General features: G+C 72.6%; 20 protein-coding genes and 1 pseudogene. 5 read left to right on the forward strand and 16 right to left on the reverse strand.

Features of this window, described 5'->3' with window-relative positions; genetic code table 11:
• Window positions 1-5 precede the first annotated feature (5 nt).
• From ACYVGT_RS02895 to ACYVGT_RS02910, 4 genes are all read left to right on the forward strand, one after another.
• Window positions 6-1,490: an aminopeptidase P family protein gene (locus ACYVGT_RS02895; protein ID WP_460854785.1), complete on the forward strand. Its 1,485-nt coding sequence runs from the start codon at window positions 6-8 to the stop codon at window positions 1,488-1,490.
• A gap of 472 nt (window positions 1,491-1,962) precedes the next feature.
• Complete coding sequence (locus ACYVGT_RS02900) at window positions 1,963-3,936, forward strand: beta-ketoacyl synthase N-terminal-like domain-containing protein (protein ID WP_460854786.1); 1,974 nt, start codon at window positions 1,963-1,965, stop codon at window positions 3,934-3,936.
• Complete coding sequence (locus ACYVGT_RS02905) at window positions 3,933-5,492, forward strand: amino acid adenylation domain-containing protein (protein WP_460854787.1); 1,560 nt, start codon at window positions 3,933-3,935, stop codon at window positions 5,490-5,492. The genes ACYVGT_RS02900 and ACYVGT_RS02905 overlap by 4 nt, the downstream gene beginning before the upstream one ends.
• Window positions 5,493-5,512: 20 nt before the next feature.
• A complete protein-coding gene (locus ACYVGT_RS02910) occupies window positions 5,513-6,694 on the forward strand; it encodes an FAD-dependent oxidoreductase (RefSeq protein ID WP_460854788.1) in 1,182 nt (393 codons plus the stop codon).
• Between the two features lie 203 nt (window positions 6,695-6,897).
• Here ACYVGT_RS02910 and ACYVGT_RS02915 read toward each other — a convergent pair whose 3' ends face one another.
• The 15 genes and pseudogenes from ACYVGT_RS02915 to ACYVGT_RS02985 form a co-directional block, all read right to left on the reverse strand.
• The gene (locus ACYVGT_RS02915) at window positions 6,898-7,557 is read right to left on the reverse strand and encodes a hypothetical protein (protein ID WP_460854789.1); all 660 of its coding nucleotides are present in this window, start codon (window positions 7,555-7,557) and stop codon (window positions 6,898-6,900) included.
• Window positions 7,554-7,766, reverse strand: coding sequence for a hypothetical protein (locus ACYVGT_RS02920; protein WP_460854790.1), 213 nt, complete (start codon window positions 7,764-7,766; stop codon window positions 7,554-7,556). Before ACYVGT_RS02920 ends, ACYVGT_RS02915 begins: the two co-directional genes overlap by 4 nt.
• Window positions 7,767-8,439: 673 nt before the next feature.
• Complete coding sequence (locus ACYVGT_RS02925; protein WP_460854791.1) at window positions 8,440-9,876, reverse strand: serine/threonine-protein kinase; 1,437 nt, start codon at window positions 9,874-9,876, stop codon at window positions 8,440-8,442.
• Between the two features lie 427 nt (window positions 9,877-10,303).
• Window positions 10,304-10,876 (reverse strand): hypothetical protein, encoded by a 573-nt coding sequence (locus tag ACYVGT_RS02930; protein WP_460854792.1) that lies wholly within the window; start codon window positions 10,874-10,876, stop codon window positions 10,304-10,306.
• 188 nt (window positions 10,877-11,064) lie between these two features.
• Entirely contained in the window at window positions 11,065-13,266 is a 2,202-nt protein-coding gene (gene helR / locus ACYVGT_RS02935) for an RNA polymerase recycling motor ATPase HelR (protein ID WP_460854793.1), read from the reverse strand.
• Between the two features lie 299 nt (window positions 13,267-13,565).
• The gene (locus ACYVGT_RS02940; protein WP_460854794.1) at window positions 13,566-13,874 is read right to left on the reverse strand and encodes a DUF7677 family protein; all 309 of its coding nucleotides are present in this window, start codon (window positions 13,872-13,874) and stop codon (window positions 13,566-13,568) included.
• A 55-nt stretch (window positions 13,875-13,929) separates the two neighbouring features.
• Window positions 13,930-14,835: an SMP-30/gluconolactonase/LRE family protein gene (locus ACYVGT_RS02945; protein WP_460854795.1), complete on the reverse strand. Its 906-nt coding sequence runs from the start codon at window positions 14,833-14,835 to the stop codon at window positions 13,930-13,932.
• Window positions 14,836-14,966: 131 nt separating this feature from the next.
• The gene (locus tag ACYVGT_RS02950; protein ID WP_460854796.1) at window positions 14,967-15,158 is read right to left on the reverse strand and encodes a DUF397 domain-containing protein; all 192 of its coding nucleotides are present in this window, start codon (window positions 15,156-15,158) and stop codon (window positions 14,967-14,969) included.
• Window positions 15,155-15,739: a DUF5753 domain-containing protein gene (locus ACYVGT_RS02955; protein ID WP_460854892.1), complete on the reverse strand. Its 585-nt coding sequence runs from the start codon at window positions 15,737-15,739 to the stop codon at window positions 15,155-15,157. The genes ACYVGT_RS02950 and ACYVGT_RS02955 overlap by 4 nt, the downstream gene beginning before the upstream one ends.
• A gap of 45 nt (window positions 15,740-15,784) precedes the next feature.
• Window positions 15,785-15,922: pseudogene (locus ACYVGT_RS02960) on the reverse strand (helix-turn-helix domain-containing protein); the annotation flags it as partial.
• Between the two features lie 175 nt (window positions 15,923-16,097).
• Window positions 16,098-17,282 carry a macrolide family glycosyltransferase gene (locus ACYVGT_RS02965; protein ID WP_460854797.1) on the reverse strand — a complete coding sequence of 395 codons (1,185 nt, stop codon included), beginning with the start codon at window positions 17,280-17,282 and terminating at the stop codon, window positions 16,098-16,100.
• A 164-nt stretch (window positions 17,283-17,446) separates the two neighbouring features.
• Window positions 17,447-17,971, reverse strand: coding sequence for a tetratricopeptide repeat protein (locus ACYVGT_RS02970; RefSeq protein ID WP_460854798.1), 525 nt, complete (start codon window positions 17,969-17,971; stop codon window positions 17,447-17,449).
• Window positions 17,972-18,141: 170 nt separating this feature from the next.
• Entirely contained in the window at window positions 18,142-18,804 is a 663-nt protein-coding gene (locus ACYVGT_RS02975; protein WP_460854799.1) for a lysophospholipid acyltransferase family protein, read from the reverse strand.
• Window positions 18,805-18,956: 152 nt separating this feature from the next.
• Window positions 18,957-19,571 carry a stage II sporulation protein M gene (locus tag ACYVGT_RS02980; RefSeq protein ID WP_460854800.1) on the reverse strand — a complete coding sequence of 205 codons (615 nt, stop codon included), beginning with the start codon at window positions 19,569-19,571 and terminating at the stop codon, window positions 18,957-18,959.
• Window positions 19,572-19,632: 61 nt separating this feature from the next.
• The gene (locus ACYVGT_RS02985) at window positions 19,633-20,286 is read right to left on the reverse strand and encodes a hypothetical protein (RefSeq protein WP_460854801.1); all 654 of its coding nucleotides are present in this window, start codon (window positions 20,284-20,286) and stop codon (window positions 19,633-19,635) included.
• A 124-nt stretch (window positions 20,287-20,410) separates the two neighbouring features.
• Here ACYVGT_RS02985 and ACYVGT_RS02990 point away from each other — a divergent pair, with 124 nt between their 5' ends.
• A complete protein-coding gene (locus ACYVGT_RS02990) occupies window positions 20,411-21,049 on the forward strand; it encodes a TetR/AcrR family transcriptional regulator (protein WP_460854802.1) in 639 nt (212 codons plus the stop codon).
• A gap of 53 nt (window positions 21,050-21,102) precedes the next feature.
• Here the strand turns inward: ACYVGT_RS02990 and ACYVGT_RS02995 are convergent, their stop codons facing one another.
• Window positions 21,103-22,032, reverse strand: coding sequence for a serine/threonine dehydratase (locus ACYVGT_RS02995; RefSeq protein ID WP_460854803.1), 930 nt, complete (start codon window positions 22,030-22,032; stop codon window positions 21,103-21,105).
• Window positions 22,033-22,106 lie beyond the last annotated feature (74 nt).

The following is a 22,106-nucleotide window of genomic DNA, read 5'->3' on the forward strand; positions in this document are numbered from 1 at the left end:
TTCCAGTGACCGAGCAGCACACCGACCCCTCCGGCGCCGCCGACGCCCCGGCCTTCCACCCGCGCAAGAACGGCCAGGCGCAGTCGGTCTCCGACGAACTGGCCGCGTTCATGCGGACCGGATGGGCCGACACCGAGCTCCGCGGAGTCGAGGCCCTGCCGCAGGCCGAGCACACTGCGCGCCGCCGCGCCGCGCTCAGCGCCCTCTTCCCGGGCGAGCGCCTCGTCGTGCCGGCCGGCGGGCTGAAGGTGCGCTCCAACGACACCGACTACCCGTTCCGCGCCGCCACCGACTACGTCTACCTGACCGGCGACCAGTCCGACGACGGCTGCCTGGTGCTGGAGCCGCGGGCCGGCGGCGGGCACGACGCCACCACCTACCTGCGGCCGCGCTCTAACCGCGAGAACGGCGAGTTCTGGCTGGACGGCCACGGCGAGCTGTGGTCGGGCCGCCGCGCCAGCCTCGCCGAGTCCGCCGCCCGCCTGGGCACGGACACCCACGACGTGCGCGAACTGCCCGCCATCCTGGACAAGGCCGGCGCGGCCGCCGGCACCCGCATCGTCCGCGGCCACGACGCCGCGCTCGACGCGCTGGTGGACACGGTGCGCGGCGGGGCGGACGCGGCCGAGCGCGACGCAGAACTCACCACCGCACTGCACGACCTGCGCCTGGTCAAGGACGACTGGGAGATCGCCGAGCTGCAGAAGGCCGTCGACTCCACGGTGCGCGGGTTCGGCGACGTGGTGGCGGCGCTGCCGAAGGCCAAGGACACCTCCGAGCGCTACATCGAGGGCACGTTCTTCCTGCGCGCCCGCGTGGAGGGCAACGACGTCGGCTACGGCACCATCGCCGCGGCCGGCGAGAACGCGACCAAGCTGCACTGGATGCGCAATGACGGCACGGTGCGCGACGGCGAGCTGCTGCTGCTCGACGCCGGCGTGGAGACCACCGAGCTCTACACCGCCGACGTCACCCGCACGCTGCCCGTCTCGGGCACCTTCACCGAGCTGCAGCGGCGCGTCTACGACCTGGTCTACGCCGCGCAGGAGGCCTCCATCGCCGCGGTGGCGCCGGGGCGGCCGTTCCGCGAGTACCACGCGGTGGCCCAGCGCGTCCTGGCCGAGGGCCTCGTGGAGTGGGGGATCCTGCAGGGCCCGGTGGACACGGTCGTCGAGCAGGGCCTGCAGCGCCGCTACACGCTGCACGGCACCGGCCACATGCTCGGCATGGAGGTGCACGACTGCGCCGCCGCCCGCACCGAGGCCCACCTCTACGGCGACCTGCAGCCGGGCATGGTCCTCACCGTCGAGCCGGGCCTGTACTTCCAGCCCGACGACCTGACCGTGCCCGAGGAGCTCCGCGGCATCGGCGTCCGCATCGAGGACGACATCCTCGTCACCGAGGACGGCAACCGGATCCTCTCGGCAGGCCTGCCCCGCAGCTCCGCCGGAGTCGAAGCCTGGCTGGCAGAGGCCCTGCCCAGCGCCTGACCCGCACGCATGCCGCACGGCCGCCCGGAGCTGGAGGAGCCCCGGGCGGCCGCGCCTGCGCCCTGCCCGGGTTCACACCCGCCGCGCCGTGCCGGGCGCCGATCCGCAGCGGCCCACCCGGTCAGCGGCGCGCCTGCCGCCGCTCCCGCCGCGGCCTCCGGGGCATTCCCTGGCCGGCTTCCGAAGGCGACGCCCGCCGGCGCCCTTCGGTTCTCCGAATCCGATGGCATTTTCCTGCCATTTCTCCGACCTCTGCGGATGGCCGATTCCGGCTGCCCGCCTCGAATCCGGGACGTCGGCCCGGCGCATTTCGGATACTTTCCCCTTTGGCGGCGCCCCGCCGGACAGTGCGGCTCTGACGTCCTCCGACAGGGCTCTGTTTGCGTCCGGATCGGGCCACGAACCAGAAGCCGAAGCCTCATATCCGACCCGGTGAATGAACGCTTGGCACATCTTTCTGGGAGGGGTTGCGATGCCGAGGTCATCGAGGTCGGAAGAGCGGGCGATTGCCATTATCGGCGTGGCCGGACGGTTCCCGGGGCGAACCGGTTCCGACGGACTCTGGGAGCTGCTGCGCGACGGAGTCGACGCCACGAGTGAGACGCCCCGCGAGCGCTACGCGGGCGAGCCGTCCTGCGCGGACTCCGCTGCCGGGGCGGCCGGCGCCCACCGGGCCGGATATCTGGACGGCGTTGCGGAGTTCGACGCGGAGTTCTTCAACTTCTCGCCCACCGAGGCCGCCGAGCTGGATCCGCAACAGCGGCTGCTCATGATGTCGGTGTGGGAGGCCCTGGAGAACGCGGGCCAGCCCGCCGGCGCGCTGGCGGGCAGCAGGACCGGGACCTTCGTCGGCAACGCCCAGAGCGACTACCTGGACCTGCAGCGCCGGCAGGGACTGTCCCCGACGGTCATGAACAACTACCGGTCGCTGCTCCCCGGACGGCTGTCGCACATCTTCGATTTCCGCGGGCCGAGCGTGCTGGTGGACTCCGCCTGCTCGTCCTCGCTGGTGGCCGTCCATCTGGCGGTTCAGAGCCTGCGTGCGGGCGAGGTGCCGCTGGCGGTCGCGGCGGGAGTCAACCTCAAGCTCGTACCGGACGAGTCGGTCCTGATGGCGAAGGCGGGAACGCTCAGCAGCGACGGGCGGAGCAGGTTCGCCGACGCAGCCGCGGACGGCTACGCACCGAGCGACGGCGTGGGGGTCGTCGTCCTCAAGCCGCTGGCCGACGCCGTCGCCGACGGCGACCGGGTCCGCGCGGTGATCCTGGGCAGCGCCGTCGGCAATGACGGCTGCAGCAGCGAATCCCTGATGGCGCCCTCGGTGGCGGGACAGACCGGGGTGCTCCGGGCCGCCTATGACGACGCGGGCGTCGACCCGGCCGAGGTGGACTTCGTGGAGGCGCACGGAGCGGCCTCCGCGGGCGAGGACGCCGTCGAGCTCACCGCGCTCAGCGAGGTCCTCGGTGAAGGCCGGCCGGCGGACCGGCCGTGCTTCGTCGGATCGGTCAAGGCGAACATCGGCCACTCGCAGGCCGCCGCCGGGATCACCGGACTGATCAAGGCAGTGCTGTGCCTGGAGCGCGGCCAGGTGCCGGCCAGCCTGCACTTCGACACCCCGAACCCGGCCCTCGACTGGGACCGCGCGCCCCTGTCGGTGCCGACCGGTCTGCAGGATCTGCCGCGCCGCGGCCGACCGCTCATCGCGGGGGTCACCGCCCAGGGCATGTCCTGCCTGAACGCCCACGTCGTGGTCGGCCAGGGCCAGGCCCACACCGCCGGCCGCCGGCCGGAGCGGCCGGGCGGGCAGGACGCGGCCTACGTGCTGCCCCTGTCGGCGCGGACACCGCAGGCGCTCCAGGACCTGGCGCATGCCTACGCCGCCTACCTCGAGCCCGGGGGAGCGGGATCCGGGTTCTCCCTCCGGGACATCTGCTACAGCGCGGCGACCCGCCGGCACCACCATGGGCACCGGTCGGCCGTGGTAGCGGCCTCGCACGAGCAGATGGCCGCCGCGCTGCGCGCCTTCGGGCGCGGCGCCCGCGGGACAGCGCGGGCGCAGGCGGGGCCTCCGGTGCTGCCGATCGCCGCCCAGCGGTACCGCGACGGGCTCGAGGTGGACTGGGACGCGGAGTTCGGGCCGCACGCCGCCTACGTCCCGCTGCCCGGCCACCCCTGGCGGTTGAAGCGCTACTGGATGGGCGAGCAGACCGGGGAGGAGCAGGCCGACAGCCCCGTCGACGCGGTGCTGCGCCAGCACGCACGCGCCGCCTACGCGGAGGACTCCGCACTCTCCGACATCGGGATCGACTCGCTTGCGCTGCTGCGGATCATCGTGGCGCTCTCCCGCGACCACGGATACGAGGTGGACCTCGAAGACCTGGCGGAACTGCGCACGGTGAGCGCATTCCGGCAATGGTTCGACGGGATGGAGGTGGCGGCGGCATGAACGGCACCCCCCGCACCCTGTACGGATGGTTCGCCCGCTCGGCCGGCCGGTACGGCGACTGCTCAGCACTGGAGCTCGGCGACGAGAAGCTGACCTACCGCCAACTGCAGCACCGGGCGGAGCGGATCGCGGCCCAGCTGGTGGCCGCCAACGGCGCGGTCCCACCCAGCCGGGTCGGGCTGCTGGCCGAGCGCTCCGTGTTCGCCTACGCCGGCTACCTCGCCGTGCTGCGCACCGGCGCAGCGGTCGTGCCGCTCAACCCCAAATTCCCGGTCGCGCGCAACGCCGCGGTGGCCGCTGCCGCACAGGTGGACCTGGTCGCCACCGACATCCCCGGGGCCGCCGGCTCCGAACTGGGGGAGTCGCTGCACGTGGTCGGGCCTGAGGACCTGGCGGCTCCGGGGGCCGGGCCTCCCGCGGAGCTGCCGCCGTGCCCGGCCACGCCTGAGGACACCGCCTACATCCTCTTCACCTCCGGGTCCACCGGAGCTCCCAAGGGGGTGCCGGTCCTGCACCGCAACATCGGCTCCTACCTGTCCACCCTGCTGTCCCGCTACGGGATCGACCCGAGCTGCCGGATGTCGCAGACCTTCGACCTGACCTTCGACGTCTCGGTGCACGACATGTTCGTCGCCTGGGGCGGCGGAGGAACGCTGGTGGTGCCGCGGCGCAGCCAGCTCCTGGCGCCGGTGAAGTTCATCAACGCCGCCCGGCTCACCCACTGGTTCTCGGTGCCGTCGCTGGCGTCGTTCGCGCAGCGCCTGGGCACACTGGCGCCCGGCAGCATGCCGACGCTGCGCTGGAGCGCATTCGGGGGCGAACCGCTGCCGCAGACCCTGGCCCGGGCGTGGCAGGCAGCCGCCCCGTCCAGCTCGCTGGAGAACCTCTACGGCCCGACCGAGGTCACCGTCTCGTGCGCCGGCTACCGGCTTCCGCGCGCGGTTGAGGACTGGCCGGAGACGGCTAACGGAACGGTGCCGATCGGCCCGGTCTATCCGTCCTTGGAGTTTCTCCTGGTGGACGAGCACGGTGTGCCGGGAACCAGCGGCGAGCTCTGCATCCGGGGCCCGCAGCGGTTTCCCGGCTACCTGGATCCGGCGGACAACGACGGCCGCTTCGTGCGGCTCGGCGAGAACGGTGCGGTGCACACCTACACCGCACCGGCGCCGCTGACCGACGAGCACTGGTACCGCACCGGGGACCGTGCTGCGGTGCACCATGGCGGGCTCGTGCATCTCGGACGGTTGGACGACCAGGTCAAGGTGCGGGGCTACAGGATCGAGCTCGGGGAGATCGAAGCGCGGCTCAGGCAGCAGTCCGGCGTGCGCGACGCGACCGTCGTGGCGGTCGGAGGCCCCGACGGAGAGACCGAGCTGGAGGCCGCGGTCACCACCGCACCCGGTGCCGACACCGGGGCGATGTACACCGCTCTCTCCGAACACCTGCCGCCCTACATGGTCCCCCGCCGGATCACCCGCCTCGCCGAGCTGCCCCTCAACGCGAACGGCAAGATCGACCGCCGCGCCCTGGCCGCCGCGCTCGGCACCGCGCACTGACCGTCTGTGAGGTTCTTCCCATGTATGACGCAATCGTTGTCGGGGCGCGGTGCGCGGGATCCCCCACGGCTCTGCTGCTCGCCCGAGCCGGGTACCGGGTCCTCCTGCTCGACCGGGCGGAGTTCCCCTCCGACACCCTGTCCACCCACGTCATCCACCAACCCGGAGTCGCGGCGCTCGACCGGTGGGGCCTGCTCGACCGGGTCCACGCCTCCGGTTGCCCGCCGCTGGACCAGGCGGTCTACCAGGTCGCCGACGTCCGCCTCGAAGGCTGCAGCCGCGGCACGGGAGGCCAGCGCGCCGGTTACGCACCCCGCCGCCACGTCCTCGACACCATCCTGGTGGAGGGCGCGGTCGGGGCCGGCGCCGAGTTCCGCGGCAACTGCTCGGTGCGCGGCCTGGTGCGGGACCGCTCCGGACGGGTCGTCGGCGTCGAGGGGACGCACGGCGGCCGGCGCCTCACCGAGCGGGCCGGTCTCGTGATCGGAGCCGACGGGATGCGCTCCACGGTCGCCAGACTCTGCGGAGCGCGCTACACCGCCTGGGATGAGCGGTTGACCTGCGCCTACTACACGTACTGGCAGGACGTCCCGGCGCGGTTCGAGCTGTACGAGGGGCCGAGGAGCTGGGTGGCTGCGGTACCGACCAACGACGGTGCGACCCTCGTGCTGGCCTACTTCCCGCAGTCCCGCTTCGCCGATGTGCGCACCGATGCCGAGCGTGCGTACCTGGATCGGATCCGCAGCACCGTCCCCTCGCTGTTCGACCGGCTCAACGGCAAGAGCCGCCCCGAGCGCCTGCGCGGCACCGGCAACCAGCAGAACTTCTTCCGGCAGGCGAGCGGCCCCGGCTGGGCGCTGGTGGGTGATGCCGGGCATCACAAGGACTCCATCACGGCGCGCGGCATCAGCGATGCCTTCCTCCAGGCGGAGTCCCTGGTGCGGCACGTGGGCGGCGGCCTCGGCGATCCGCAGCGGCTCGACGCGGCGCTGCGCGGCTACGCCGAGGAGCGGGACAGGTCGCTGGCCGAGGGCTACCGCGCCACCCTGGGCGTAGCACGACTGGAAGTCCACGAGCAGCGGCTGTCGCTGCTGCGTGCGGTGGAGGCGGATCCCGAGCTCACCGCCACCTACTTCGACATCGTTGCCGGAATCAAGTCCGCCAGGGCGCTCTACACCCCGAGCCTGCTGGCTCTGCTCTGACCGGGAGCGCCTGCGCCGAGGCGGGGGTACGCCTGCGGTGCTTATCGCAGGAAGCTCTTCTCCACTGGGCCGAGGCGCTGCCCCCGCGGCTGACCGGAACCCGATCAGCGCAGCGGCCGTCCGCCCCACCCCGGACGAGGGGAGGGACGGGCGGCCGCCGTCGTGGCACCGCCGCCGTGGCAGTGGTGCGGCAGTGCCGGTCCTCAGCCGTCCGCTGGCGGCCGCTCGCCGGTCAGGCGCTCGACGGCGTCCTCGGTGCTCTCCGCGCCGGCCGCCCGCTTCTCGGCCGTGCGCAGCCGCCGGTAGGCCGTCGACCAGCGCTGGAGTTCACTGTCGTCGGCGCTGCAGGTATGGACGAAATCCATGACGAAACGGTGGTGCGGGAGGCGGTCGTTCCTCTTCAGGGCGGCCTGGACCGTGGACCGGCTCAACTTCCCATCGGAATAGAACTCCACGTCGCGAAAGGAGAGGTCGGCCCACGTCCGGTACTGGTCGAGCATCCCGATGAATTCGGCGGTGTTCTTCGCGTTCATCGGGTCCGGACGCTCGTCGTACCCGTCCAGGTCGGGCACCGAGTACCGCGCCTTGCGCCCCGCCCGGCTCCGCCGGCCCTGCTTTCCCGTCTCCGGGGAGCTCTTGCCCCGCCTCGGTCTTGGCGGCTCGTCCCCGCCCCCCGCGGGGGATTCGGCGGCGTGCACTTCGCGGGAGACGGGCGCCACGCGCACCCAGCCGTAGAGCTGCCCGTCGATGCCGCGCTGGACTTCATGCGGCGCGGCACCGGGCGCGGCCCGGTACACGGTGGGCGCGGCGGGACGCAGCGACGTTCGGGGACCGGTGGGTTCGAGCAGGTCGGTCGCGCTCATCGGGACCCCTCCTCGGGGCTCAGGGGGAGCAGGCGGCGCAGCGGATCGGCCACAGCGGCCAGCACGAGGGGCACAGCCAGCGCCGTGACGGCCGGGTCGTAGCCGGCCCCGATCAGGGCCCAGCCGGCGAGGGCGATGAGGACCAGGGCGATCAGGCGCGTACGGAGGGGAGACGGAGTGAATCTGAGGGTCAATGCCAGTGGTTCCATAATTTGAAGTCTCGTTTCTCGATCCGGAAATACGCCGCCGTTCAGGTCGCTCCGAAACGTGAGGGAGAGAGGTTCCCGAGGACGCCGAAGGGCGGGGCGTGTGTTCGGGAACGCTACCCGTTCACACAGATTCCCGGAGGGGAATTCGTGTCGAGTTCGACCGATGCGGGTCTGGAGACTCGAATGTCCGATGGGCACTTTTTGCTGCAGCGGGATTTCACGGAGGGCTGGGCTGGTCCGTGCGCGTCCGCGACCGTCCGGAACCGTCCAGGGCCGTCCCGAGGCGTCCATCGCCGACCGGAATCGGTTCGGTGCAGTCTCGGCATGTTAGAGAAGCGGCTTTTCGGTTAGGAACGTCCCGGGTCGGTCCGCCGCATGAACTTCATCGAGGAACCTCCTAAGGAGATTCCTCGAATGGGGGTTACGGACAGACCGCAGAGGGACCCTCGATCCGGGCCCTGTGCCGAGTGCCTGCCGGAGGCGGGGAAGGAGAGAGCCCTGCCGCCGGCGCTCGGCTCTGCAGCGGCGCCGCTCCTGCTCGCGGGAGCGGCGCCGCCGGCGTTTCCGGGGCGGGCCGCTGTCCTCACGTGTCCGGTCCGGCGCTGAGGGCGGTTCGCCGAGGCGCCTTGCGGTGCCGGGGCCGGCAGGGTGAGCCCGCCATCGCAGTGGGCCGTCAGCCGTCCACCCGGGCCAGGGCGACCGTGGTTCGGGGCTCGGACCCGGTATCGGCTTCGAAGAAGCCGATGGTCAGCGTGTCCCCGTCGAACGCCATCTCCGCCTGGTCGCTGATCTCGTAGAAGGTGCTGCTCACACACGAGGCGGGTTCCAGCCCTCCCAAGGCGATGTTCGCGCGGTAGCCGCTGTCGGTACTGCTGACCAGCTTGGCCTCGGTCGAGCACCCGTCTCCGTCGGCTTCGATATCGGCGGTCCGCTCGCCGGCGGCGATGCTGATCTCGATGAGGGTGCCGGTTTCAGCCACGCCCTCCCAGTCCCCGGCCTCCTCCTCGGTGAACCGGGCGACCCCGGCTCCGGCTCCCGCGCTGCCTCCCGGCTGGTCCGCTCCGCCGCCCGGGGGCCACGCATCCGCGAAGAACGCTCCGGCCGCCACGAGCAGGGCAGCGACTGCGGCGGCTCCGAGTCCGAGAAGCCACCGGGACCGCCGAGCGGGGGCACCGGTGGGGCCGGGGCGGGACTCCGCAGCCGGAGGTGCGGGCAGCGTTGTTGCCGCGCCGTCGAGCAGGACGGTCTCGGCATCGTGCAGGGCCTGGTCGAGGCTGGCCGCGTCGCTGGAGGCGCCGGAGCGGCCAAGCAGGGCCATGAGCAGGTCGACCGCAGCGGGACGCACTTCGGCGTCCTTCGCCAGGGCCGCGGGGACCAGGGTCCTGAGGGGCTCGGGGAGCGGGCCCGTGTCGGGCTCGGCGTGCAGGACCCGGTGCAGCACGGCGGGAACACTCCCGGCGGCGAAAGGCGAGGCGCCGGTCGCGGCGTAGGCGATCACCGCACCCCAGGCGAAGACGTCTGCGGCCGTCGCTGCCGGGCTGCCCGCGATCTGCTCGGGCGCCATGAAGGCGGGGGTTCCGCTGATGGAATCGGTCCGGGTCCCGGTGCCGTCGGTGATCTGGGCGATACCGAAGTCGATGACCCGCGCGCCCCCGGTGCCGAGCAGGACGTTGCCGGGTTTGAAGTCGCGGTGGACGATGCCGGCCTCGTGGATCGCCACCAGCGCGGTCACCGTGGCTACGGCCAGCCGGGTGAGGTCGTCCCCGGCCATCGGGCCGTCCTGGCGGATGCGCTGCTGCAGGGAGGGGCCCTCGACGTACTCGCTGACGATGTAGGGGGGTTGCGACTCGAAGTCGGCCGTGAGCACGGCTGCCGTGCAGAAGGAGGCGACCTGCCGGGCAGCTTCGGCTTCCCGGGCGAAGCGCGGCCGGACGCGGGGGTCGTCCAGCGCTTCAGCGCTCAACCGCTTGATGGCGACCCGCGGGCCGCCGTACTCCGGCTCCGCGAGAAAGACCGTTCCCTGGCCGCCCGCTCCGAGGCGGCCGATGAGGCGGTAGGCGCCGATTGCGGGCGGATCGGTCGCCCAGAGGGGGGCGGGGGTCGGGGACATCGTCTGGACTCCTGGGGGTGCGGGCCGGATGGCGCGGGCTCGGTGCGCGAGGCGCTCGACTCCAGGGCGCCCTACCCCCGTCTCCGGGATCCATACGGCCCGGTCCGCCCTGCACCGAAGCGCGGCAGGCCTTCCGCAGCGGCCGAGCGGCACGGGTGTGCGGTGCACGGAGAGCACCGGGGCCCGGGGCGGGGGTGGCCGCATACGGACAGTGGCGGCTGGGGACCGTTCGTGCACCGGGAACGGGCCCAGTGGTCCGAGCGCCCTGCGGTCGTCCATCGGCGTGCGGCCCCCTGCCTGCGCGCTGGGGTCCGCTGAACCACGCCTCGAACCGGCCGGTGATCCAGCACCAGCGCCGCGCGCCCGCACGGCCGTGCGGGCGCGCGGCGGCGTTGCCGCGGCCGAAGGGCGGCCGGCCCGCGTGGTGTCAGCCGGGTGGCGGACGCTGGCCGGTCAGGCGGGCGACGGCCTGTTCAGGGGTCTCCGGATCGGCTCCCTGCTCGGTACTGCGGAGCCGGCGGTGGACGGCCGACCAGCGCGCGACCTCGGCGGAGTCGGCGCCGCAGGCGCTGACGAACGCGAGGACGAAGATCCTGCGCGGCAGGCTATCGCGGTCGTGCAGCGTTTCCTGGATCCCCGCGCGGTTCAGCATTCCACCGGAATAGAGCTCTATGTCCCCGAGGGAAAGGCCAGACCACTCCCGGTAATGATTGAGCAGGGCGATGAATTCAGCGGTGTTTTCTGCGCGCATCGGGTTGGGGCGCCCTGGGCGCTCAGGATTCCGCTGCATGTCAGGATCGGAATGGTGGTCGCGGCGTTTCGATCGGTTCAGCCACCCCTTCTCTCGCGGCGGGGTCGGCGGGCCGCCAGGCCGCCGTGTGCTGCGCTGATACGGCACGTGCATGGGGGAGAGTGCCAACTGCGGTGTGGTGATCGCGCTTCCCGTTCGCTGGATTCCTCGGAGCGCGCAGAATCTGTCGAACGCCCCGATGGTGCGCACGGTCCGAAGGGGCAGAACGACTGCTCTGCGGGCTGGTATGGGAGAAATTCTAGCCGCCGGCAGTGACATTCTCCGGGGGTCGCGGCGCCGCGGTCCGAGGCAGAAGAACCCCCATCCCGAGAACCTCCGAAGGAGGTCCCGGAATGGGGTGGCGGGCGTGCCGCGGCCGCGCGGGCGCAGCGGCCGGGTCAGCCGTCGAGGACCACCAGGTGGCCGGTCGAGCGGGTCATGGCGACATAGCGGTCCACAGCGCCTTCGATCCCGCCGCCGAAGGACGCCGGCGCCAGCAGCACGACGAGGTCGAACTCCAGGCCCTTGGCCAGCGACGGCGTCAGCACCCGCACGCGGGGCCCGGCGTCGAGGCCGGCGACCGCCTCCGGTGTACCGATGACGCAGGCCGTGCCTTCGGCGTTCTCGGCGCGCCAGCGGTCCAGCACCGCGACCAAGCCGTCGGCGGTTCCGTGCTCGACGGGGACGCCGGTGGAGCGCACCGACAGCGGAACGTTGGCATCGGGCAGCGCCGCGCGGATCACCGGCTCGGCCTCGGCCATCACCTCGGTGGGCGTCCGGTAATTGACGGTGAGCGACGCCTGTCCGATCCGGTCGAAGCCCACCCGCTCCAACCGCTCCCGCCACGGTTCGCCGAAACCGTGCCGCGCCTGCGCCCGGTCGCCGACGACGGTGAAGCTGCGCGACGGGCACCGCGCCAGCAGCATCCGCCACTGGGCGTCGGTCAGCTCCTGGGCCTCGTCCACCACGATGTGCGCGAACGGCCCGGCGAGCGCGTCGGGGTCGGCCGCCGGCAGCTCGGCCTCGTCGACCAGACTGGTGCGCAGGTCCTCCACGCGCAGCATCGTCACCAGGCCCTCGCCGTCGTCGTCGGCGGCGACCAGGTCGTCCACCACGGCCGACATCCGCTCGCGCTGGGCGGCCAGCGCCGCCGCGTGGCGCTGCCGGAGCCGCCCGGACTCCGGGTCGCCCAGCCGGCGGCGCGCCGCGTCCAGCAGCGGCAGGTCCTCGGCCGTCCACGCCTGCGCATCCGGCCGCTGCAGCCGGGACACGTCGTCGGCACCGAGCCAGGGCGCGCACAGCCGCAGGTAGGCGGGCACCGTCCACAGGTCGCCGACCAGGTCGGCCGGGTCCAGCAGCGGCCACGCCCGGTACAGCGCGGTGACGAGCTCCCGGTCGCGCCGCAGCGCCGCGCCGAGCATCTCCTCGGTGACGTCCTCGCTGCCGTGCTGGTCGGCCAGGATGGCGGTCAGCGCGGCGAAGATCTCCTCGCGCGCCTCGTTGTGCGGGGTGGTCGCGTCGACGGAGCCGAACGCCTCGGCCCAGTCGCGCGGCCGAATCCGCAGGTCGAACCATGGCGTCGACACGTCGGTGGCCTGCTCGGGCGGGCGCTCGTAGAACCGGGCGGCCGGCTCGATCGCATCCGCCATGCGCCCGTCCGACTTCAGCCGCGCCGCCTCCCGGTCGGTCTCGGCAGGCGCCTCCGCGCCGCCCGGGACCAGGTCGCGCAGCGTACACGTCTGCACGCCCTCCTCGCCCAGGCTCGGCAGCACATCGGAGATGTAGGCGAGGTAGGGCTGGTGCGGCCCGACGAAGAGCACGCCGCCGCGGTTGCGCCGCAGCCGCGGGTCGGCGTAGAGCAGGTGGGCGGTGCGGTGCAGCGCGACCACGGTCTTGCCGGTGCCCGGACCGCCGTCGACGACCAGCGCGCCCTCGGCGCCGGCCCGGATCACCGCGTCCTGGTCGGCCTGGATGGTGCCGAGCACGTCGCGCATCCGCGGCGAGCGGGCGGCGCCGAGCGAGGCGATGAAGGCCGACTGGTCGTCCAGAGCGGCGCTGGAGCCGGCGTCCTCGCCGGCCTCGGTTCCGGTGAAGGACTCGTCCCAGTAGTCGGTGATCTGGCCGCTCCGCCAGCGGTACCGGCGGCGGCTGGCCAGGCCCTGCGGGGCGGCGAGGGTGGCGGCGAAGAACGGCTCGGCGGCGGGGGAGCGCCAGTCCACCAGAAGCCGCCCGCCGGCGCCGTCGGTGAGGCCGAGGCGGCCGATGTAGACCGGTTCGCCGGGCCGGTCGGCGTAGACGATCCGGCCCAGGCACAGGTCCAGGCCGAACCGGCGGAGCAGGCGCAGCCGGCCGGAAAGGCGGCGCACCTCCTGGTCGCGCTCCACCACCTCGCGGATGTTGCCGCGCGAGCGGCGCGCGGCGTCGAGGCGCTCGGACAGGTCGGCGGTGGTGTCCCGGAGGGTCTGGGCGAGCGCGGCGAAGTGGCGCTCGTCGGCGGCGATGAGCGCGGGGGTGCGCTTCGCGGACAGGCGGTCGGGCAGGGCGAAGGCGCTCGAAGCGGTCGGCTCCGCGCGGGCGTTCACGTCATCTGTGCTGGTCACGCAGGAGATTGTGAACCACGAGGGGGGTCTTGCCACAAGCCCCCGGGTGTGCTATACGTTGAGAATGGAGGGGAGCGTTTTTCGGCGCTCCCCTCATTGCCGTTCTCCGGCCTCCGCGGGCCACCCAACATGTGCGTCGGCCACGGGGGCGGTGCCGAGAGGACCCCGCGCGGGCCGGGAGCATCTCAAGCGCCTGGTGCGGCCCCGGCGGCCCGGTCGCGCTGGTCGACCACGTCTCCGACCGCCGGCCCAAGGGCGGGTTGACTACCAATGATGTCCCGCGAGGGTTGTCGCCTGATTCACGGACCGTGAAGTTCGATCTCCCAATCCTGGAACGGCGGCTCGACCCGGTAAGTCGGATCGCACGTGTGGCGAATCCACTGTGCGGCGCGGTACTGCGCGTTCCCGTCGTTCAGCACTTCGCCGTCTTCGCCGACTTCCAGCACATTGCTATAGATCGCGAATACCTGCTCCAACGATGAACCGGACTCGACGAGGGACGGCCGGTAGTCAAACCCGTCGAGCAAGTCGACGTCGATGGTGCCATTGGCCAAGTAGAAGGCGAAGAACCGAAGCGAAGCACGCACGTCGACAGGAAGGTGTCCCACCGGCACATCCTGCCTGGCGCCCGCGCCGCCGGGCAAGATCTTTCGACGACGGGCTCTAGGGCAGGCCGCCGCGCGGCACGTCGACCCGGACGGCGAGCAGCCGGGCTTCGCGGGTGGCCCTGCGCTCGTGCTCGGCGAACGAGGGCGCCGTGCACAGGTACAGGGTGCGGCCGTCGCTGCCCCCGAGCATGCACGCGAAGACCCCGGTGCCGGGCCGGATCTCGTCGGTGATCTCACCGCCCTCGCGGACCCGGACGGCGCGGTTGTGCAGGGCGTCGGCCACCCACACCGCGCCCTCGGCGTCGGCGCAGATGCCGTCCGGCCCGACCGGGAGCTGCGCACCGGCGGCGCCGGCGTCGTCGGTCTGGGGCAGCGGGCCGAACCGGGCCCACTCGCGCCGGCCGTGCAGGGTGCCGTCGCCGACGGTGTCAAAGGCGGTGATCCGGCCGCCGAAGGTCTCGGCGACGAGGAGGACGCCGCCGGGAAGGATCGCCATGCCGTTGGGAAACACCAGGTCCTCGGCTGCCGTGGCGACGGTGCCGTCCGGATCCACCCGCAGCAGGGAGGCGCTGCGCATCGGGGCGCCGCCCATGAGGTCGAAGCCGAAGTTGCCGACGTAGGCGCGCCCGGCGCCGTCGACGATCAGGTCGTTGAGCAGGCCCGGGGCCTGCGCAGACAGGTCGGCGTACTCGCTGAGCTCCCCCGATTCGGCGCGCACTAGGATGCGGCGGTCGCGCATGGAGACGATCAGCACGCGGCCGTCCGGCAGGAACCCTAGCCCGGAGGGCTGCTCCGGCACGGCGGCCATGACCTCGACCGGGCCCTGTTCGCCGGCCGCCACCACCTGCCCGGTGTAGAAGTCGGAGAGCCACAGCCGCCCGCCGTGCCAGCGCGGCCCCTCCAGGAACGAGTAGCCGTCGAGCACCACCGAAGCCTCGTGTCCCGCTGTGTCGCCGTGCACCGTACGGACACCTCCGCGCATCGTCTCCGGGAGGGGCAAGGGTCCTTCGGTGCCCCCCGCGTGTCAAGGGCCGCTTCGGCGGCACGGGGAAGGGGCGCAGGTGCGCTCCCTCCCCGTGTTCCCGGACACTTCTAGCGGCGCGCGGCCTTGAGGCTGGTGAGGAATGCGGTCCACTCGGAGAAGGTGAACGCCAGGTGGCCGTGGTCCCTGTTCTGGGTATCCCGGACAGCTGCGCCGCGCGACGTATCGGCGACTTCGACGCAGCTTCCACCCTTTTCATTGCTGTAGGTGGACTTGCGCCAGGTGTTCTGGAGGACTGTCACTGGGCTTCTCCTTGCACTGTCTCTATCAGCTCCCGCGAGGCTTCTGGGGGGAGGGCGACACCCCGGAGATCTCCGAACGCCTGCTCATACTCATCGATCGAGGCCGTGTCCCGGAAGCTCTCTCCGGAAATCCTGCTCTCCAGGTAGACCACTGGCCCTTCCGAGGTCGTATACAGCTCAAACGAGCCGCTCAATCCTGGGTGCCGCTCGGTGGTCATGGGCACCACCTGGACGGAAATGTTCGGAAGTGCCGACATCGCCGCAAGGTGTGCCAACTGGGGGCCCATCGTCCCACGGCCGCCGATCGGGCGGCGGAGAACCGTCTCGTCGACCACCACCTGGTACAAGGGGCGCCGCGCGCCGGCCAGAAGTTCCTGTCGCGCAAGGTGTGTGGCCACGAACGCATCGAGTTCATCCTCTGCGGCACGGGGGCTGCCGATGCGCAACACTGCCCTCGCATACGCGGACGTCTGCAACCGGCCGGGCACAAATCCGAGCTGGTACTCGCGGATGGTCGAGGCTGCTTCCTCTAGCTCCCCGACGGTCTCGTATTGGGACGGCAGACCGGTTGTCGCAGACATCCTGGCGGTCCAGTCAGTGACCAGGGTTCCTGATGCAAGGACCCTGTCGATTGCTGGCGCGTAGTCCGGTTTGCAGCGCCGCTGCCCGCGTTCAATTGCCCCCAACATGCTGCCGTCGATGGGCAAGTCTTCTGCGGTCTGAGCCAGCGAAAAGCCCAGGCTCTGGCGTCGCAGTCGGATTTGCTGACCGAGCCGGAGCCAGGAGGGGACCTCTGCCCCGACCCGCCTCCGGCCTCTGGTTCACCGTGGCCCGCATCCCCGCCACCGGCTGACGCGCAACCTCCTCCCGCTCGTATCGGACCGGAAACAGGATGAGGCGGGCCGTCCCACGGGCGGCCCGCCTCGCTCTGCACTGAGGTCAGCGCGTTCTGGGCAGCTCCGCCTCGATCAGGTCGGCCGCGTAGCCGGTGCCGGCGGACTGGAGGCGGGCGGAGACGGCGGCGAGGCGCTCGGCGGCGACCGGGTCCTCCGCCATGGCGCGGATCGCGTCGCGGAGCACCTCGGGCGTTGCCGCGCCGGTGTCGATGCGGCGGGCCACGCCGTGCTCGACGAGCCGGTCGGCGTTGTCGAACTGGTCCACGGCCTGCGGCACCGCGATCATCGGTGTCGCCGTGAACAGTCCCTCGCTGGAGCCGCCCATGCCGGCGTGGGTGACGAACACGTCGGCCTTCCGCAGCACGTCGAGCTGCGGCAGCCAGCGGTGGATTTCGACGTTGTCCGGCACCTCGCCCAGCGCGCCGGTGTCGGTGTCGGCGCCGACCTGCAGCACCATGCGCCAGCCCGGCAGGCCGGCCGCCGCCCCCAGGCAGGCGCGGTAGAACTCGGGCCGGTCGGTGTAGGCGGACCCGAGCGATACCAGCACCACCCGCTCCGCATCGGCCGGCCGCTCCCAGGTGCCCTGGTCGGCGCGGTCGCCGAGGCAGGGGCCGACGAAGGTGAACACGCCGGTGTCGACGGTGTCGGCGAACGGCTGCAGTTCGCGGGGGATCAGGGCGAGCGATCGGTCGGGCATCCCGGCGAACGAGGCGTGGTCGAGGTGCGTGATGCCGTTGGCCGCGAGCCAGGCGTCGAACTTGGCGAAGTGCTCGGCCGCCCCCGGCAGCGTGCGCAGCGCCGCCATGACCTGGTCGCCGTAGTCCTTCCAGGCGACGTAAGTGGGCGAGAGCTGGATCGCGGGGATGTCCCAATCGATGCCGAGGACGCGGGCCGCGAAACCGCCGATGTCGTAGAGGAACGCGTCGGGCCGGTCGTCGCCGTAGGCCTCGCGCAGCACGGGCAGCACGCTGATCGCGTCGTCGAGGAAGATGTCCATGCCCTCGACCGGGTCGCCGGTCCACGCGTCGCCCTCGCGGACGGGCAGCGTGGTGCGGAACGGGACGAGCTCGGCGCCGGCGGAGGCGATCAGCTCGCCGACGCGGCCGACCGGGTCGTTGGCGTAGGTGACGCGGTGGCCGCGGCGGACCAGTTCGCGGATCACTTCGAGGCTGGGCAGGACGTGGCTGACGGCGGGCACGCCGACCATGGCGATATGGGCGCGGGGCATAGCGGAAACTCCTGATGTACGGACTGGATTCGGGCAGGATCGGCCGCGCCGCCGCAGCGGCGCTGGGAGCTGCGCATCAGAGGTACATGAGGAGCTGCATGGGCCCAACGGTACTCCGGTCCCCGCCGGTGCGCCCGCCGTTTTTCCGCGGCCCGGGGGCCGCTTCAGGTGCCGGAAGTCCGGGCCCCGTCGGCGATGGCGCGGGCGTAGGCGGCCATCGAGCGGTTGTAGCGGGGCAGGTGCGGTGCGAGCGTCTCCAACGCGAGCCCCGCGGCCTCCGCGGGCCGCCCCAGGTCGACAAGCATGAGGACGAGGCAGGCCTTCAGCGCGTCATCGAAGCCGTCGTCGGGCGCGTCGGCGCGGTTGAGTTCGGCTTCGATGAGGTCGCGGCCCTCGTCGGGGCGGCCGAGGTTGCGCAGCGTCGAGGCCAGCTGCACGGTGATCCTGCGGCGGCGCGGCGTGTCCAGGCCGGCGTCGAGGGCGGCGATGTACTCGCGGGCGGCCTGCTCGGGACGCCCGGTGGAGTCCTCGGCGCCGCCGCGCTCGAAGTGCGCGACGCCGGGGTGGTCGTCGGCGATCTCGGCCGTCAGCGCCGCCATGCGGGCACGGAACTCGGCGCCGGGGAGGTCGCCGGCGGAGGCCCAGAGGGCGTCTGCGCGCTGCTCCCACTCGGGGGAAGGGCCGGACATCGCGTCTCCTGGAGGGTGGCGGGCGGGGGCGGGCCGGAGGTCCACCGCCGGAGTCTCCCTGGGCTGCTCCCCAGCGGGCAAGGCGCACGGGTGGCCGGTGCGTGCCACCTTGTGAATCTACGTCGTAAAGGCCGGTTGGTGGGTGGCGGATACCGGCTCTGCCGGTTCGGTCAGCCCTCGACCGCCTGCGAGACGTAGACGCCGGCCTCCTCCTGGCCAGTGAGGACGCGGATGGCGGCCATGATGGAGTCGGTGGCCCGGCGCCGCTCGCGTCCGGTGCGGCCGCCGCCGTAACCGGTGGAGAAGTCGAGGGGCGCGCCGAAGCGCACGGTGATCGGGGCGATACGCGGCAGGCGCGCCCCGATCGGCTGCACCGCCTCCGTGCCGGTCAGACCGACCGGCACGACGGGGGCGCCGGAGGTCAGCGCGAGGTGGGCGACCCCGGTGCGGCCGCGGTAGAGGCGCCCGTCGGGGGAGCGGCCGCCCTCCGGATAGATCGCGAACACGCCGCCGTCTTTGAGGACGGACAGCCCGATGTCGAGCGCGTCCACCGCGGCCCGGCCGCCGTCGCGGCGCACCGGGACCGCGCCGAGCGTGGAGAACACGGCCTTCGACAGCCGCCCTTTCACCCCGGGGCCGTCGAAGTATTCGGCCTTGGCCAGGAAGCGCGTCCGCCGGGGTACGGCGAGCGGGATGACGACGCTGTCGCAGAACGACAGGTGGTTGCTGGCCAGCAGTACCGGCCCCTCCGCCGGGATGTGGTGCAGCCCCTCGATCGCGGGCCGGTACACCGCCCGGCCCGCCCCCGCTGCCACCCGCCGCGCGACCTCCACCTGGCCTCCCTGAACACCCCGCCGAACAAGCCCACGGAAGACTACCCGGGCCCGGCGGCGCGCCTTCCGGCCGCCACCGGGCTCCGGCCTCCGAGCCGGCGCCGGAGCTGGGAGCATCCCGCTGTCCAGCGCGTATGCGGCGGAGGCTGCGTCTACAGGCCCAGGATCGGCGGGATGAGGAAGTAGATCTCGAGCACCTCGTAGACGGCGCCGATGACGAACAGCGCGAACGCCGGCACCGCGAGGCGGCCGAGGTGGGCCAGGCCGCGGAGGTAGCCGCGGCCGCGAGTTGGGGCGCCGGCGGCAGCGGGCCGGAGCCAGGCGCGGCCCAGCAGGTAGGCGCCGAACAGCACCAGGATGTAGGCCTGGAATTCGATGAGGATCGTGAGCGAGTGGGGGATTAGGGTCAGCGCCGAGGTCCGGTCCACCGGTGCCAGGTTGATCCCGATATCGATGGTCTTGACGGTGAACACGGCCAGGCCTGCGAAGGGCACCGCCAGCGACGGCAGCACGATGAGCGGCAGAGCGGTCGCGACCGTGTTGACGCCGAGGATGGTGGCGCCGAACAGCCACGGGTTCCCGATCACCGTTTCGAGCAGTCCGCCGTTGGTGTCGGTGAACGACGAGGTCCGTGCGGCGTGCAGGTCGGGGAAGGCGACGCCGAGCGCCATGCCGAACAGCACGGCGCCGTAGGTGAGGGCGCTGATCCAGAGGTAGGGGCGCAGGTCGGCGCGGATGAGCGCCAGCGGCCGGCGGATGAGGTCCATGGGTTCAGATCCGATTCCAGTCGTGGGTGTGCGCGGGCGCGGTCGCGCACACGGTGGCGGTTCAGGCCCCGGCCCCGTCGAGCAGCCAGTGGTAGCGCAGTCGCAGCGCCCGCTCGGCACCGCCCAGTGCGGCACCCGCACCGAGCGCGATGGTCAGCCAGAGAGGCAGGTCGAAGGGCGGTGTGAAGGTGCCGAAGCGCTCGGCGACGGGCGGGATCTGGGACAGCGGGACGGCAGCCTCCAGCAGGTTGGCCACGACGCCGATGGCCAGCAGCACCCAGGAGGCGGCGCCGATGAGGCGGCTCGCGGCCGGATGGCTGCGGTCGAAGCGGGCCCGGCGCCCCTCGCCGGACCGCGGGTCCGGGGTGAGCGGGTAGTCGCCGCCGCCGGTGGCGAAGTGGCAGCGCCGGACGCCGAAGCCGCCCATCGCCACCTCGATCTCGCCGCCCTCGACCGGGAACACGGCGGGCAGCAGGGCGCTGGCGTGCCGCCGGCCGTCCAGGTAGAGGTCGGCGGCGGGCTCGCCGTGCTTCGCGTCGCCCAGGTGGCGCACGTCGACGGTGTAGGTGCCGAGCCGCCCCGCGGCGGGTTCGGGAGCGAGGGAGAAGAGCGACCGGCCGGTGATCAGCTGCCACCAGCGGAAGCGCCGGAGGGGCCGCCCGTCGCCGGGCTGGATCCGCCGGATGGCCCGGCGGCGGCGTGCCCTGGTGAACATGTCTCCTCCGTCTCCGGCCCGCGCAGGCCGAGTCGCACTGAGTTACTAACACGCTGTATTAGTCGCCTGATCGGCAAACTATCACAGTGTGCTAGTAGGGTGGGGGCGACAAGGAGGTCCAACGGTGACGGATAGCGCCGACGCGCTCAGCAGCCGCGACAAAGTCCTGCTGGCGGCGATCCAGATGATTGCGGAGTCCCCCGGGGCGAAGCTCAGCGTGCGGGCGGTGGCCGGCCGCGCAGGGGTGAGCACGGGGTCGCTGCGCTACCACTTCCCGACGCAGCGGGCGCTGCAGGACGAAGTGCTCACCCGCCTGTACGACGTGGTGGTGCCCGATGACCGCATCCACGAGCAGGGGATTCCTGCGCGCGACCGGCTGGCCGGCTGCCTGCGCAGCGTCCTGGCCCCGGCCGGAGTGGGGGAGGAGGCGCGCGCGGCACAGCGCATCCTGTACGAGAAGTTCATTGCGCCGGAGGCGACCGAGCAGCTGCGTGCGACCTATCTGGCGATGGAGCGCGAGGGGCAGCGCCGCGTCGAGTACTGGCTGGCCGTCCTGGTCGACGAGAGCGCTCTGGCCCCCGGAGACAATGCGCGCCGCGCGCGGTTCCTGAACACCGTCCTCAACGGCCTGGCACTGGAGCGGGCGCTGCCCGCCGCGGATTCGCTCCTGCAGGCGGAGACGGCCACCCTCTACACGGCTGTCGATGCGGTCCTCGCGGAGGGGCCGGGGAAACCGCCTGAAGAGGATGGCCGGCGCGCTTGACGCCGCGGGACCACGGCGGGTTCCCGCGGCGGCGCTGCGCGCTGGAGGCCCTTTTAGTCGTTCGGCGCCCAGTCGGCGTTGGCGCCGCAGATGACGAGGCAGGGCAGCTCGCCCGGGACGCGGCCGGCGAGCCAGGCGGCGAACGGGACGGCTGCGGCGGGTTCGACGGCGAGCCGGAACTCCTCCCAGAGGCGGTCCCGGGCGGCGGTGATCTCGGCATCGGTGACCTGGGCGGTGCTGTCCGGGGCGGCGCGCAGCACCTCGAACGGAACACGGCCGATCCGGGAGGCGCCCAGCGCCGACGAGGCGACCGAGTCCACGTCGGTGTCGACCGGCCCGCCGGCGGCGAGGGCGGCGTGCAGGCTCGGGCACCCCACCGGCTCGACCGCCATCACCCGGGTGCGCGGGGCACCGAGGGTGATGCCGGCGGCGAGCCCGCCGCCGCCGACGGCCGCGGCGATGGTGTCGCAGTCCGGGGCGTCCTGGGCGATCTCGCGGCCGATCGTGCCCTGGCCGGCGACAACGTCGGCGTCGTCATAGGCGTGCAGGTAGCGCAGCCCTTCAGTGCGTGCGAACTCCGCTGCCTTGGCGGCGGCTTCGGCATAGTGCTCGCCGGTCCGCACGAGGCGGGCGCCGGAGGCTTCCAGCCGCCGGACCTTCGCCTCCGGGGCGGTCTGCGGGACGTAGACGAACGCCTGGATGCCGAGCAGGCGCGCAGCGGTCGCGACGCCGAGCCCGTGGTTGCCGCCCGAGGCCGTCACGACCCGGTCGGGCAGCGCTCCGGCCAGCAGGGCGTTGAGGGCACCGCGGAGCTTGAAGGCGCCGGTGAGCTGGAGGGTTTCCAGCTTGAGCAGGAGCGGGCGGCCGTCGACCCGGGCTGCCAGGACCGGGGTGCGGCGGGCGTAGGGCGCGATGCGGTCGGCTGCGGCGCGGACGTCGTCCGCCGTGGGCGTGCGGGGCGGCGCGGCGGTGCTCGGTGTCATGCCACCACTGTGACTCCCAGTGCGGATAAGGTGAAGTTACGTCTGCTTACGATGATTAAGCAGCGCTGACGGGT

Source organism: Nocardiopsis coralliicola, from assembly GCF_054779695.1.